This window comes from Cellulomonas fimi (assembly GCF_028583725.1).
Lineage (GTDB): Bacteria > Actinomycetota > Actinomycetes > Actinomycetales > Cellulomonadaceae > Cellulomonas > Cellulomonas fimi_B.
Map to the genome: position 1 here is coordinate 1,412,235 of NZ_CP110680.1, position 12,637 is coordinate 1,424,871.

Genomic DNA, 12,637 nt, shown 5'->3' on the forward strand with positions numbered 1-12,637 from the left:
AGCGGAAGCATGGGTGACGTACCGATCCGGACGACAGGGGAGAGGCCCATGATCCGCACCCGCGGGCTCACGAAGGACTTCGTGGTCAGCCGCACCGAGACCGTGCACGCCGTGCGCGGCATCGACCTCGACGTCGCGCCCGGCGAGCTCGTCGCCGTGCTCGGCCCGAACGGCGCCGGCAAGACGACCACCATGCGCATGCTCACGACGCTCATCCGCCCGACCGCAGGCACCGCGACCGTCGCGGGCGCCGAGATCACGACGGACCCCGCGACGGTCCGCCGCAACATCGGCTACGTCGGGCAGGGCAACGGCGCCGGGCACGTGCAGCGCGCCGCCGACGAGATCGTCGCGCAGGGCCGCATCTACGGGCTCGACGCCCGCACGGCCCGCCGCCGCGCCGACGACCTGCTCGACGCGCTCGACCTGCGCCCGCTCGCGCGCCGCAAGGTGTCCGACCTGTCGGGCGGGCAGCGCCGTCGCCTCGACGTCGCGCTCGGCCTCGTGCACGCACCCCGGCTGCTGTTCCTCGACGAGCCGAGCACGGGTCTCGACCCGCACACGCGCGCGAACCTGTGGGACCACATCCTGCGGCTGCGTGCCGAGCGGGACATGACGATCGTCCTGACGACGCACTACCTCGACGAGGCCGACACCATGGCCGAGCGGGTCGTCGTCGTGGACCACGGGCGGGTCATCGCGGACGACACCGCGGACGCCCTCAAGCGCACGCTCGCGGGCGACCGCCTCGTCCTCGCCGTCCCGGGCGACGGCGGGCGACCGGCCGACCCGGACGCGGCCGCGCGGCTCGCCGACCTCGTCTCCCGCGTGCCGGGCGCACGCGACGTGACCGTCGACGGGCTCACCGTGAGCGCGCGCGTCGCCGACGCGCCCGCCGCGGTCCCGGGCGTGGTCGTCGCCGCGTCCGCCGCGGGCGTCCCGGTCGCGTCCGCGCAGGCGGTCCGCCCGACGCTCGACGACGTGTTCCTCGCGCTCACCGGCCGCAGCCTGCGCGACGAGGGCGCACCCCCGGACGCCGCCCCGGCCGACGCCGACACCGACACCGCCCCGCAGACCCGGAAGGACGCCGCATGAGCACCGCGACGCTGACCCCGCCCGTCACGACCCCGACCGCCGCACCGGCCGTCCGTCGGTCGTGGTTCTCCGACGTGTGGCTCGTCATGACCCGCGAGCTGCGGCCCGTCGTCCGGGAGCCGTTCTCGGTCGTCTTCGGCCTCGTCCAGCCGCTCGTGTTCCTCGGCCTGTTCGGCCCGCTGCTCGTCGGGTCCGTCGGGGAGCAGGGGCTGTCCGGCGCGGACGTGTGGCAGTGGTTCGTGCCCGCGATCCTCGTCATGACGACGCTGTTCGGCACGTCGACGACCGGCGCGAACCTGCAGCAGGAGATGCAGACCGGCGCGCACGAGCGGATGCTCGTCACCCCGCTCTCCCGTTCGTCGCAGCTCGTCGGCCGCTCCCTCAAGGAGATGGTGCCGCTGACCGCGCAGGCCGTGATCGTGGTGCTCGTCATGCTGCCGTTCGGCTTCCGCGCCGACCCGGTCGGCGGCGTCCTCGGCATCCTCATGCTCGCCGTGCTCGGCATCGGCATCGGCTCGCTGTCGTACGCGCTCGCGATCGCCGTCCGCAAGCAGGAGTGGATGTTCTGGGTCGTGCAGCAGACGTTCCTGTTCCCGCTGCTCATCCTGTCGGGCATGCTCCTGCCGCTCGAGACCGGACCGGCGTGGATGCGGGCCGCGTCGACGGTCAACCCGCTGCGCTGGGTCGTCGACGCCGAGCGCGCGCTGTTCGCGGGCGACCTCGGCGCGACCGCGGTCGGTTGGGGCTGGCTCGCCGCGCTGGCGACGGCCGTCGTCGGACTCGTCGTCGGCGTCCGGACCATCGTCCGTTCGACCGACTGACCTCACGCACCACCGCCGCCGCGCGTCTTCCCGTCAGGAGGGCGCGCGGCGGTCGCGCGCGGGGGGTGTCGGAGGGAGCGGGCAGGATGAGCGGCATGGGTGTGCGGGTGGTCGAGCGGCCGGACGGGCCGACGGTGCACACGGTGGTCGAGTCCGGCATGGGGCCGGTGACGCTGATCGGCGTCGGGGAGGTCCTCACCGGGCTGCTGCTGCCGTCGACGCGCGAGCGCAACGTCACCGCGCCGGGCGAGCACGGGCCCCGCGACGACACCGCGCTGACCGTCGCCCGCGCTCAGCTCACGGAGTACCTCGCCGGCGAGCGGCACGCGTTCGACCTCGACGTCGCGCTCCAGGGGTCGGCCTTCCAGGTCCGCGTCTGGGAGGGGCTGCTCCGCATCCCCTACGGCGAGACGTGGTCGTACGGCGAGCTCGCCGCCGACATCGGCTACGACCCGCGCACCTCGTCGCGCGCCGTCGGCGCCGCGAACGGCGCCAACCGCATCGCCGTCGTCGTCCCGTGCCACCGCGTGATCGGCGCGAACGGCACCCTCACCGGCTTCGCCGCGGGCGTCGAGCGCAAGCGGTTCCTGCTCGACCTCGAGCGCCCGCCGGTCCCGGCCGACGCGACGCTGTTCTGACCGCCCTGGCGACCCGGGCGCGCGAGGATGGCGGGCATGACCGCACCCGACGACGTCGTCGTCAGCGCCCTCGCGATCAACGTCGCGATCCCCGAGCACCTGCAGTGGACCGACGAGCGCCGCGGCGAGGAGTTCCGCCTCCAGACGCTCAACGTCCGCCTGCTCCCGGACGGCACGCTCGCCGCCAAGGCCTACGGCCGACCCGTCGCGGGCGGTCGCGGCGCGTACGTCTCCTTCCGCGTCCCGGACCGCCCCGAGCTCCGCGACCTCGTCGCCACCGCCGCCGACCGTGCCGCGGCCCGGTGGGCCGAGCATCGCGGCCTCGACTGACGGCTCGGCGACCGCCCGGGGCGTGTCCGGGCACATCCGGCGTCGACCGGTGATAACGCGCGCGTTATCGTCGTCTCCGTGGACGACTTCGGTGGGCGCCTCCGCGAGAGGCGCGAACGACGAGGCATGAGCCAGCGGGACCTGGCCGCGACGTCAGGGGTTCACCAGCCGACGATCGCCGCGATCGAGTCGGGACGTCGTCGTCCGTCGGCGGCCGTCCGGGCAGCGCTCACGCGGGCGCTCGACGTCCGACCGTCCGAGGCGCTCCGCACGCACCGCAGCGCGGTCGAAGCGGCGATCGCCCGGCACCGCGGGACGGACCCGCAGGTCTTCGGCTCGGTGGCGCGGGGTGAGGACGTCCCGGGTTCGGACCTCGACCTCATGATCTCGTTCCCGCAGGGGACCGACCTGATCGACGTCATAGATCTCGTTGACGAGCTGGAGCAGATCACGGGCGTCCACGTCGACGTCATCTCGGGCAGGGGCACCGGGCCGGTCATGGACCGTGCCCGTCGGGAGGCGGTCCCGCTGTGAGCGGCGACGACCCGAAGCCCTCCGCCGATCGAGTGGCGCACCGGCTGGCCGACCTGGTCCGCATGGGACGCCTCGTGGCGGCCATCGTCGCGAAGGGGCGCGACGCTTACCTCGACGACGGCGTCGACGGGCAGATCCTGCGTGCCGCGGGTCGGTCGCAGATCGTCGAGGTCGCCACCGTCGTCGAGAAGCTCCCGGCGGACTTCAAGGCGGAGCACCCGGACGTCGAGTGGGTCAAGGTCCAGCGCATGCGCAACCTGGTGGCGCACCACTACGACAAGGTGAACGACGAGTTCGTGTGGGAGACGCTGCGAACGCGGATCCCCGCACTGCTCGACGACCTGGGCCTCGCGGACTGAACGCAGGCGGGGCGTCACGTGCGGCGGTGCGCGCCCTCCGGGAAGGCCGGGGACCAGCGGCGGTAGCCGTCGGCCAGGACGACGCCGTCCGCGGAGGCGGTCGCGACGTGCTCCCAGTGCACGAGGAACGTGCCGCGGTGCCGCCAGCGCAGCCAGCGCGCGAGGACCGCGGGGGAGCGGACGTCGGTGCGCTCGTAGCCCATGAACGACGAGCCGGTGCGCGGGCTGACGAGCAGGCCGTGCACGCGCGGCTGGACGAGCAGCCCGCCGTCGAGCGGACCGTCGAGGACGAGGCGCACGTCGACGACGTAGCCGAGCGGCGCACCCGACGGCGCACGGACGGGGGCGTCGAGCAGGTCACTCAGGAGCATGACGGCCTCCCGGGATGCGCCCGATCACGTGGTCGCGGACCCACCGCTCGACCCACAGGACGTCGAGGTCGTCGCCGCGGACGCCGAGCCGGACGGTCGTGCCGACGTCGGCGACGTGCCGCCACAGGATGCGGTGCAGCCGGGACGCGGGCGGCCGGCCGCCGAAGACGCGGGTCGCGAGGACCGGGCCGGACAGCAGCGCGACGACGTGCACGGGCGCGTCGCCGGTCAGCGGCTCGGACGTGCCCGGGGGCGGGGCGAGCTCGAGGTCGTCGACGGTCGCGACCTGCAGGTCGTCGACGTCGAGCGTCTGCCGGTCGAGCAGGTGCAGGCGGGCGTCGAGGACGCGTCCGGCAGGCCGGGGCTCGACGGGCAGCGTCTCGGACGGGTCGTGGGGGAGCGCGGAGCGGCGCACGCGTGGGCTCATGACCCGCCTCCGGTGGCGATGAGCAGCGGGATCGCCGCGAGGGACGCGGCGAGGATGATGACGAGGTAGACGAGGGCCAGCGCGTTCGTGGCCCGTCCGTTGACGTGCTTCCCCATGTACTCGGGGTCGTTCGCGACGAGCAGGATCGGCAGGTACGTGAGCGGCAGGGCGACGGCCGAGAACACCACGGAGAACTCGGTCACGCGGATCGGGTCGACGCTCGTCATGAGGACCAGGACGGCGACGAGCAGCGCGATGATCATCGTGAGGTGGAACCGGGCCGCGTGCGACGGGCGGCGGTACTTGCCCCACGACCAGCCGAAGTACTGCGCGAGCGTGTACCCGGACGACAGGCCCGTCTCGAGGGCTGCCCCGAACGTCGCGGCGACGATGCCGACGATCACGACGGCGAGCGCGAGCTTGCCGCCGGCCAGCGCGACGGGCAGCACGATCTGCGAGAGCGACGACACCTCGACGGACCGCGGCAGGAACACCACGGCCGCGCACCCGGCGATCGCGATCGACAGGATCCCGCCGAACGGGAAGCCGACGAACACGTTGACCCGGGACTGTGCGACGTCCTTGACGGTCCAGCGTTCCTCGCGCGCGCCGGACGAGAAGAAGAACACCTCGTACGGGGTCATCGCGGCGCCGAACAGCGCGATCGCGTAGTACCAGTAGAGCGCCGGTCCCTCGTCGCCCGGCACGGTCGGGGAGAACGCCTGGTCGGCGAGCTCGCCCCAGTCGGGGCCCAGCAGGAACAGCGCGACCGCGAACACCACGAGCGTGAGCCCCAGCAGACCGGTCACGTTCTCCAGCACCGAGAACTTGGCGCGCCAGATGACGAGCCAGACGGCGAGGGCCGCGACGGGGATCCACAGCCGCGGCTCGACGCTCGACGCGAGCTGCAGCGCGAGCGCGATGCCGCCGACCTCCGCGGTGAGCGTCAGCAGGTTGATGAGGAACGACGCGACGAGGTTCGCGCCGGCCGTGCGGGGGCCCAGGCGCTCGCGGATGATCTCGAACGTCGCACGCTCCGACACCGCGGCGACCCGGCCGGACATCTGCGCGAACAGGCAGATGCCGATCACGCCGACCACGACGACCCACGCGAGGTTGAGCCCGAACCGCGACCCGACGACCGCGTTGGTCACGAGGTCGCCGATGTCGAGGAAGCCGCCGATCGCGGTGAGGATGCCGAGCGCGACGCCGAGGATCCGCTTCACGACGCCTGCTCCAGCGCGGTGGTGAGGTCGTCGACCGTCGTCACGGCCTCGTCGAGGGCAGCGGTCACCTCGTCGACGGACCCGCCCGCCCCGGTGGCCCACGCGCGCGCCGCGACGACCGCGGTCTGCGCGTCGCGCACCGCCGCCAGCGCGTCGGCCTGCTGCTGCACGCCCGGACCGGGCGCGGGGACGAGCGTCACGACCGCGTCGGCGGCGTCCTGGAGCACGTGCAGCTGGTCGAGCAGCGCGGTGTCGACGGTCGCGGCGGTCGCGCGGTCACGGTCGAGCAGGTCGGTCGCGACGAGCGCCGTCTCGACGGCCGACGTGACCGGCCCGAGGGCGTCGGCGAGCGCCCGGGCGTCGTCCGCGGGCTCCTGCGTCGAGGGGACGGCGCAGCCGGCGAGGACGGCGGCGACGAGCAGCGCGCCCGTGCCGGCACGGCGGGGGACCTGCATGGACGCATCGTCGCCTCGGGTCGCGGGTGTCGCACCCGGAGCCGCGGCGGCGGCCGGGTGCGGGCGCCGGGCGGCTCGAGATGCGGGCGCGCCGGTGCGGTGTGACCGTGGCGGGATGACGACCCCCGACGACACTCCCACCACACCCGACGACGGCACGCTGCCGCCCGACGACACCAGCACCCCGACGGCCCGCTCGGTCGAGGGCGAGACGCCCGACCCGGACGCCGACCCCGGGATGCTCAACCCGCGGACCGGTGCGTCCGCGTCCGGCGAGGAGGGGACCGGGTACGACGACCCGGACGCCGACCCGGCCAACCTCAACCCGCGGGAGGGCTGAGCGTGCGGGCCCTCACGTGGCAGGCCCGCGAGAAGGTGTCGGTCGAGACGGTGGCCGACCCGACGATCCAGGAACCCACGGACGCGATCGTCCGCGTGACGTCGACCGCGATCTGCGGCTCCGACCTGCACCTGTACGGGTTCCTCGGCGCGTACCTCGACAAGGGCGACATCCTCGGGCACGAGGCGATGGGCGTGGTCGAGGCCGTCGGCGCGGGCGTGCAGAACCTGCGCGTGGGCGACCGCGTCGTGGTGCCGTTCGGCATCGCGTGCGGCACGTGCTTCATGTGCCGCCGCGGGCTGCAGTCGCAGTGCGAGACGACGCAGGTGCACGAGCAGGACAAGGGCGCGGCGCTGTTCGGGTACACGTCGCTCTACGGCAGCGTGCCGGGCGGGCAGGCGCAGTACCTGCGCGTCCCGCAGGCGCACTACGGTCCGGTTGTCGTCCCCGACGACGGCGAGCCCGACGAGCGCTACCTCTACCTGTCCGACGTCCTGCCGACCGCGTGGCAGGCCGTCGAGTACGCCGACGTCACCGCGGGCGGCAGCGTGCTCGTCGTGGGTCTCGGCCCGATCGGCCAGATGTCCGCCCGGATCGCGCGGCACCGCGGTGCCGCGCGCGTGATCGGCGTGGACCTGGTCCCGGAGCGCATGGAGATGGCGCGGCGGCACGGGATCGAGGTCGTCGACGCGCGCGAGGACGTGCTCGCGGCGGTCCGCGACCTGACCGAGGGGCGTGGTGCGGACTCCGCGATCGACGCCGTCGGCATGGAGGCGCACGGCTCCCCGGTCGCGGCCGGTGCGCAGCGCGCGGCGGTCGTCCTGCCGGACGCGGTCGCGCGGTCCTTCATGGAGAAGGCGGGCGTCGACCGGCTCGCGGCGCTCCGTACCGCGATCGAGTGCGTGCGGCGCGGCGGGACCGTGTCGGTGTCGGGCGTCTACGGCGGGGCCGTCGACCCGTTCCCCCTCATGGACATCTTCGACCGGCAGCTCACGTTCCGGTTCGGCCAGGCCAACGTGCGCCGGTGGACCGACACGATCCTGCCGCTCGTCACGGACCCGGCGGACCCGCTCGGCGTGCTCGACCTGCGCACGCACCGCGTGCCGCTCGAGGACGCGCCGGGCGCGTACGAGATGTTCCAGAAGAAGGAGGACGGCTGCATCAAGGTCGTCCTGGACCCGGGCGCGTGAGCCGGAGCGGGGGCGGGGCATGAGGGTCGTCGTGGTGGGCGCCAGCGGCAACGTCGGCACCGCGGTCCTGCGGCGGCTGCGCGACGACGCGACCGTCACCTCGGTCGTCGGCGTCGCGCGCCGCACGCCCCGCACGACGCCGCCCCCGCCGTACGACGTCGCGTCGTGGGTGCCGGTCGACATCGGCGCGCGCGTGCCGGACGAGGAGGTCGTCGCCGACCTCGCACGCGCGTTCGCGGGTGCCGACGCGGTCGTGCACCTCGCATGGGCGATCCAGCCGAGCCACGACCGGCGCCGGCTCGCCGACGTCAACGTCACGGGCACCCGGCGCGTGCTGGAGGCCGTCGTGCGGGCGGGAGTGCCGCACGTCGTCGCCGCGTCGTCGGTCGGCGCGTACTCGCCCGCCCCCGACGACGTGCCGCGGTCCGAGGGCTGGGCCACCGACGGTGTGCGCAGCTCGCAGTACAGCGTCGACAAGGCCGCGCAGGAACGGCTCCTCGACGAGTACGAGGAGACCCACCCCGACCTCGCGGTGGCCCGGCTGCGGCCGGCGCTGATCTTCCAGCGCGCCGCCGGGCACGAGATCACCGGCCTGTTCCTCGGGCCGTTCGTGCCCGAGCGGATCCTCGGCGGCAAGGTGCCGCTCCTGCCCTGGCCCGCGGGCGTGCGCCTGCAGGCCGTGCACGCGGACGACGTCGCCGCCGCCTACCGCGAGGCCGTGGTGCGTCAGGTGCGTGGCGCGTTCAACGTCGCGGCGCCGGACGTGCTGCACGCGCAGGACGTCGCGCGGGTCGTCGGCGGCGAGGACACGCCCGTCCGCGAGGTGCCGGTGCCGGTCGTGCGGGCCGCGCTCGCCACCGCGTGGCACGCGCGCGTCGTCCCCGTCGGGCCCGGCTGGCTGGACATGGCGGTCAACGCGCCGCTGCTCGACACGTCGCGCGCCGAGCGCGAGCTCGGCTGGCACGCGACGTGGTCCGGCGTCGACGCGCTGCGGGACGTCGTCGAGGGCATGGTCGACGGCGCCGGCACCGCGAGCCCGCCGCTGCTCCCGCGACGCCTGCCGCGGCGCCGCTGACCTCCGTGCGACGGTCGGGCAGGATCGGGGCATGACGCCTGACCTCGCCCCCGAGCGGCACGTCTACGGCAACCCCGACGCCCCCGTCACGATCCTCGAGTTCGGCGATCTCGAGTGCCCCTACTGCCGGGCCGCCGCGCCCGTGCTGCGCGAGGTCGTCGACACCTCCGACGGGCTCGTCCGCCTCGTGTGGCGGCACTTCCCGCTGTTCGAGGTGCACCCGTATGCGCTGACGGCCGCGCTCGCGTCGGAGGCGGCCGCGACCGTGGGGCGGTTCTGGGACCTGCAGGCGGTGCTCCTCGCGCACCAGGACCACCTCGCCGAGCCCGACCTGCGGCGGTACGCGCACGAGCTCGGCATCGACCCGGCCCTCGTCGCCGGCGAGCCGGCCCAGGCATTCGCCCCCGCGGTCGAGGCCGACTACCTCGCGGGCGTCGAGCAGGGCGTCCGGGGCACGCCCACGATCCTCGTCGACGGGGTCGTGCAGCCCGGCCGGCCCCGCGTGGAGACGCTCCGCGCCGCCGTGGTCGCGGCCGCACGACGCCGCGGCGTGACCGCCTGACGTCCCCGTCGGCACGGCGCGCGAGCGGCCCGTGCGGCAGCATGGCCCGGTGACCACCGACGCCGCCCCGCCCGTCCCGCGCACCGCCCTCGTCACGGGCGCCGGCCGCGGCATCGGCCGCGGGGTCGCGCTCGGCCTCGCCCGGGCCGGCTGGGCCGTCGCGCTCGTCGGCCGCACGCGCGCGCACCTCGACGACGTCGCGGAGGAGGTCGCCGCGACCGGCGCGCGCGTGACGGTCGCCGCGGGGGACCTGATCGACGCGACGACGGTCCTCGACGTCGTCGCACGCGTCGAGGCCGCGTTCGAGGACCTCGGCGGGGTCGGACTGCTCGTGAACAACGCGGGCGTGATCGAGCGCGCCGAGGTGCCGTTCGCCGACGACGACGTCGAGGACACGTGGCGCGTGATCGAGACGAACGTCCGCGGACCGCTGCTCGTGACCCGCGCGGTGCTGCCCGGCATGCTCGCGCGCGGCGGCGGGCGCGTGCTCAACATGAACTCGGGCGCGGGCGTGAACCCCGGCGGCGCCTACACCGGCTACTACATCAGCAAGGGCGCGCTCGCGCGGCTGACGACGATGCTCGACGCCCAGTACCGCGACCAGGGCCTGCGCGTGCTCGACCTCGCGCCGGGCGTCGTGGCGACGGACATGACGGGCGGTATGCCGACGCACGACGGGCGCACCGAGTGGACGCCGGTCGAGGACGTCGCGGAGCTCGTGCGCGCGTTCGGCGACGGTGAGCTCGACGACCTCTCGGGGCGGTTCGTGCGCGCCGGGGCGGACACGCCCGCGTCGTTGCGCGCGGCGGCCGACCGGCTGCTCGCGGCGGACGCGCGACGGCTGCGCCTGCCGACGTGGGGCGACGACGACCCGCTCGCCTGACCGGTCGGCGGTGGCCCGGCAGCGGCCGCGAGGGTCGTGCGCCCTGACCTCCCGGCCGTCACGCGCGGGCGTCACTCCGGGGCGCGCCACGGCAGCGGCGGGAGCGCGGGTGGCGGGCCGTCGGTCGCGGGCGAGCAGAGCGGCAGCCTCTCGCCCAGCCAGCGCAGCAGGACCGACCCGGCGACGGCAGCGACGAGCGAGCCCGCGAGGATGCCGATCTTCGCCTCCGACAGCAGGTCCGGGTCGTCGCCGAACGCGAGCTGTGCGATGAACAGCGAGATCGTGAACCCGATGCCCGCGAGGACCGCGCCGCCCAGGAGGTGCCCGTACCGGACGCGTCCCGGCAGGTCGCCGAGCCCGGCACGGATCGCGAGCGTCGAGGCGCCCGTGATGCCGACCGCGTTGCCGACGACGAGCGCGACCGCGACGCCGATCGTCACGCGCGAGCCGGCCGCGTCGGCCAGGGTCTGCGCGTCGAGCACGACGCCCGCGTTCGCGAGCCCGAACAGCGGCACGACGACGTACGCCGACCACGGGTGCAGGATCCGCTGCAGCCGGTCGCTCGTCGGCACGGCGGCGCGCGCCGCGAGCTCGGCGAGGTGCTCGCGCTCGGCCGTCGTGTCGTCGACGAGGTCGCCCGCGTAGGCGGGCACGGCCTCGACCTGCTCGCGCTGCGGCACCGTCGCCGGGACGAGCAGACCGACCAGCACGCCCGCGAGCGTCGCGTGCACGCCCGACGCCTGCACGGCCATCCAGAGCGCGACGCCGGCGAGCACGTACGGCGTGAGCTGCCAGACGCGCAGCCAGCGCATCACGGCCATGCCGACGACGACGAGCGCCGCGACGCCCAGCGCCGCGAGGTCGACGTCGTCGGAGTAGAAGACCGCCATCACGGTGATCGCGCCGATGTCGTCGACGATCGCGAGCGTGAGCAGGAACAGGCGCAGCCGGTCGGGGCAGCGCGGCCCGAACAGCGCGAGCACCCCGACGAGGAACGCCGTGTCGGTCGACATGACGACGCCCCACCCGTGCGCGGCGTCGGTCCCCGCCGTGAACGCGAGGTAGATGAGGACCGGCACCAGCAGGCCGCCCAGCGCGCCGAGGGCCGGCACAGCGACCGTCCGTCGGTCCCGCAGCTCGCCGCTCGTCGCCTCGCGTGAGATCTCCAGCCCGACCACCGCGAAGAACACGGCCATCGCGGCGTCGTTGACCCAGTGGTGCAGGTCGAGGTCGAGCGACATCGAGCCGATGTGGAAGCCCGCGGTGATCTCCCACAGCGCCTCGTAGGAGTCCGCCCACGCGCTGTTCGCCCAGACCAGCGCGAGGACGGTCGCCGCGAGCAGGGCCACCGCGCTGCCCGCCTCCGTCGACAGGAACCGGCGCACGGACGGGTTGAGGGACGGGACGCGGACGCGCAGCGCCGGCCCGGGCGTCGTGGGGGGAGCCGTCACCGCCCCAACGTCGCAGGTGCGGGCGGCGGACCGCAATCCGGGGCCGTCGCGCGGGCAGCCGGCACCGGGCCCGCCGTCCCGGACGCGCGGTTGGGCCGATCGGATGGTCCTCGTCCGACGGCGGCGCGAGGTCGCGACCCCGACGCTAAGGTCCGCCTGTCCCGCCGCCGAGGAGCCCTTCATGACGACCCCCGCGTCCCCGCCCGCCGCCTGGTACCCCGACCCGCACGACGCGGCCCAGCTGCGGTGGTGGGACGGCGGTCGCTGGACGGAGCACGTCGAGCCACGACCCGCGACCGCCGCGGTCGCGCCCGGCTTCCCGGCCGCCGGCCCCGCCGCGCCGACGGCCGCCACGGCGGTCGTCCCGCAGGTCGCCGCGTCGGGTGGCTGGGGTGCGCCGACGTCCCGATGGTCCGCGCCCGCGTCCACCGGTGCCCCGTACGCACCCGCGTCCACGGTCGGCGGCTACGCGCCGGCGTCGACCGTCGGTGGCCACGCGCCGGCGTCGACGATCGGCGGCTACGCGCCCGGCGGCGCGTTCGGACGCGTCCCCGCGAACCCGGCCCCCTGGGGCGGCACCCCCGCGGCGGGCGGCACGCCGTGGGCGCAGCCCGTCGACGCGACCAACAAGTACGCGACGTGGGCGCTGGTCGCGGGCCTGGTCGTGCTCGTGGTCGTGCTGTTCACCCCGTACGTCGTCGCGTCGGGGCTCGCGATCTGGGTCGGTGCGAAGGGCGTCGCGCGGGCGCGGGCGATCAAGCGGGACGGGCACCCGACGGCCGTCGGGATGGCCCGCTCGGTCGTCGGCCTGTGCCTGGCCGGCGGCGGCGCGCTGCTCTACCTGCTGGCGCTCGGTCTGGAGATCTCCCTCGGGATGTGA

The 12,637-nt window shown here is 75.1% G+C and carries 17 protein-coding genes; 12 read left to right on the forward strand and 5 right to left on the reverse strand.

Features of this window, described 5'->3' with window-relative positions; all coding sequences use genetic code 11:
- Nucleotides 1–48 precede the first annotated feature (48 nt).
- The 6 genes from OOT42_RS06515 to OOT42_RS06540 all read left to right on the forward strand — a co-directional run bounded on the left by OOT42_RS06515 (nt 49) and on the right by OOT42_RS06540 (nt 3,777).
- On the forward strand, nt 49–1,095 hold the full coding sequence (locus OOT42_RS06515) for an ATP-binding cassette domain-containing protein (protein ID WP_273654075.1): 1,047 nt from the start codon (nt 49–51) through the stop codon (nt 1,093–1,095).
- Entirely contained in the window at nt 1,092–1,916 is an 825-nt protein-coding gene (locus OOT42_RS06520; protein ID WP_273654076.1) for an ABC transporter permease, read from the forward strand. Before OOT42_RS06515 ends, OOT42_RS06520 begins: the two co-directional genes overlap by 4 nt.
- Before the next feature lie 86 nt (nt 1,917–2,002).
- Nucleotides 2,003–2,554, forward strand: coding sequence for a methylated-DNA--[protein]-cysteine S-methyltransferase (locus OOT42_RS06525; RefSeq protein WP_273654077.1), 552 nt, complete (start codon nt 2,003–2,005; stop codon nt 2,552–2,554).
- A gap of 36 nt (nt 2,555–2,590) precedes the next feature.
- Nucleotides 2,591–2,884 (forward strand): hypothetical protein, encoded by a 294-nt coding sequence (locus OOT42_RS06530; protein WP_273654078.1) that lies wholly within the window; start codon nt 2,591–2,593, stop codon nt 2,882–2,884.
- 78 nt (nt 2,885–2,962) lie between these two features.
- Nucleotides 2,963–3,418: an XRE family transcriptional regulator gene (locus OOT42_RS06535; RefSeq protein WP_273654079.1), complete on the forward strand. Its 456-nt coding sequence runs from the start codon at nt 2,963–2,965 to the stop codon at nt 3,416–3,418.
- Nucleotides 3,415–3,777, forward strand: coding sequence for a DUF86 domain-containing protein (locus OOT42_RS06540; protein WP_273654080.1), 363 nt, complete (start codon nt 3,415–3,417; stop codon nt 3,775–3,777). Before OOT42_RS06535 ends, OOT42_RS06540 begins: the two co-directional genes overlap by 4 nt.
- A 14-nt stretch (nt 3,778–3,791) precedes the next feature.
- Here the strand turns inward: OOT42_RS06540 and OOT42_RS06545 are convergent, their stop codons facing one another.
- From OOT42_RS06545 to OOT42_RS06560, 4 genes are read right to left on the reverse strand one after another with little or no spacing between them, the layout of a single operon-like run.
- Nucleotides 3,792–4,148 (reverse strand): PRC-barrel domain containing protein, encoded by a 357-nt coding sequence (locus OOT42_RS06545; RefSeq protein ID WP_273654081.1) that lies wholly within the window; start codon nt 4,146–4,148, stop codon nt 3,792–3,794.
- Nucleotides 4,135–4,575, reverse strand: a complete 441-nt coding sequence (locus tag OOT42_RS06550) for a hypothetical protein (RefSeq protein ID WP_273654082.1) — start codon at nt 4,573–4,575, stop codon at nt 4,135–4,137. The genes OOT42_RS06545 and OOT42_RS06550 overlap by 14 nt, the downstream gene beginning before the upstream one ends.
- Nucleotides 4,572–5,801 carry an Nramp family divalent metal transporter gene (locus OOT42_RS06555; RefSeq protein ID WP_273654083.1) on the reverse strand — a complete coding sequence of 410 codons (1,230 nt, stop codon included), beginning with the start codon at nt 5,799–5,801 and terminating at the stop codon, nt 4,572–4,574. Before OOT42_RS06555 ends, OOT42_RS06550 begins: the two co-directional genes overlap by 4 nt.
- Nucleotides 5,798–6,256 carry a hypothetical protein gene (locus OOT42_RS06560; protein WP_273654084.1) on the reverse strand — a complete coding sequence of 153 codons (459 nt, stop codon included), beginning with the start codon at nt 6,254–6,256 and terminating at the stop codon, nt 5,798–5,800. Before OOT42_RS06560 ends, OOT42_RS06555 begins: the two co-directional genes overlap by 4 nt.
- 115 nt (nt 6,257–6,371) lie before the next feature.
- On the opposite strand from OOT42_RS06560, the gene OOT42_RS06565 reads away from it, so the two are divergent.
- The 5 genes from OOT42_RS06565 to OOT42_RS06585 are packed head-to-tail and all read left to right on the forward strand — an operon-like array spanning nt 6,372 to nt 10,306.
- On the forward strand, nt 6,372–6,596 hold the full coding sequence (locus OOT42_RS06565) for a hypothetical protein (protein WP_124341979.1): 225 nt from the start codon (nt 6,372–6,374) through the stop codon (nt 6,594–6,596).
- 2 nt (nt 6,597–6,598) lie between these two features.
- Nucleotides 6,599–7,786 carry a zinc-dependent alcohol dehydrogenase gene (locus tag OOT42_RS06570; protein WP_273654085.1) on the forward strand — a complete coding sequence of 396 codons (1,188 nt, stop codon included), beginning with the start codon at nt 6,599–6,601 and terminating at the stop codon, nt 7,784–7,786.
- A 19-nt stretch (nt 7,787–7,805) separates the two neighbouring features.
- Nucleotides 7,806–8,861, forward strand: a complete 1,056-nt coding sequence (locus OOT42_RS06575; RefSeq protein ID WP_273654086.1) for an NAD-dependent epimerase/dehydratase family protein — start codon at nt 7,806–7,808, stop codon at nt 8,859–8,861.
- 31 nt (nt 8,862–8,892) lie between these two features.
- On the forward strand, nt 8,893–9,423 hold the full coding sequence (locus OOT42_RS06580) for a DsbA family protein (RefSeq protein ID WP_273654087.1): 531 nt from the start codon (nt 8,893–8,895) through the stop codon (nt 9,421–9,423).
- A gap of 49 nt (nt 9,424–9,472) precedes the next feature.
- Nucleotides 9,473–10,306: an SDR family NAD(P)-dependent oxidoreductase gene (locus OOT42_RS06585; protein ID WP_273654088.1), complete on the forward strand. Its 834-nt coding sequence runs from the start codon at nt 9,473–9,475 to the stop codon at nt 10,304–10,306.
- A 71-nt stretch (nt 10,307–10,377) separates the two neighbouring features.
- On the opposite strand, the gene nhaA is transcribed toward OOT42_RS06585, so the two are convergent.
- The gene (gene nhaA / locus OOT42_RS06590) at nt 10,378–11,757 is read right to left on the reverse strand and encodes a Na+/H+ antiporter NhaA (RefSeq protein ID WP_273654089.1); all 1,380 of its coding nucleotides are present in this window, start codon (nt 11,755–11,757) and stop codon (nt 10,378–10,380) included.
- Nucleotides 11,758–11,938: 181 nt separating this feature from the next.
- On the opposite strand from nhaA, the gene OOT42_RS06595 reads away from it, so the two are divergent.
- Nucleotides 11,939–12,637, forward strand: coding sequence for a DUF2510 domain-containing protein (locus tag OOT42_RS06595; protein WP_273654090.1), 699 nt, complete (start codon nt 11,939–11,941; stop codon nt 12,635–12,637).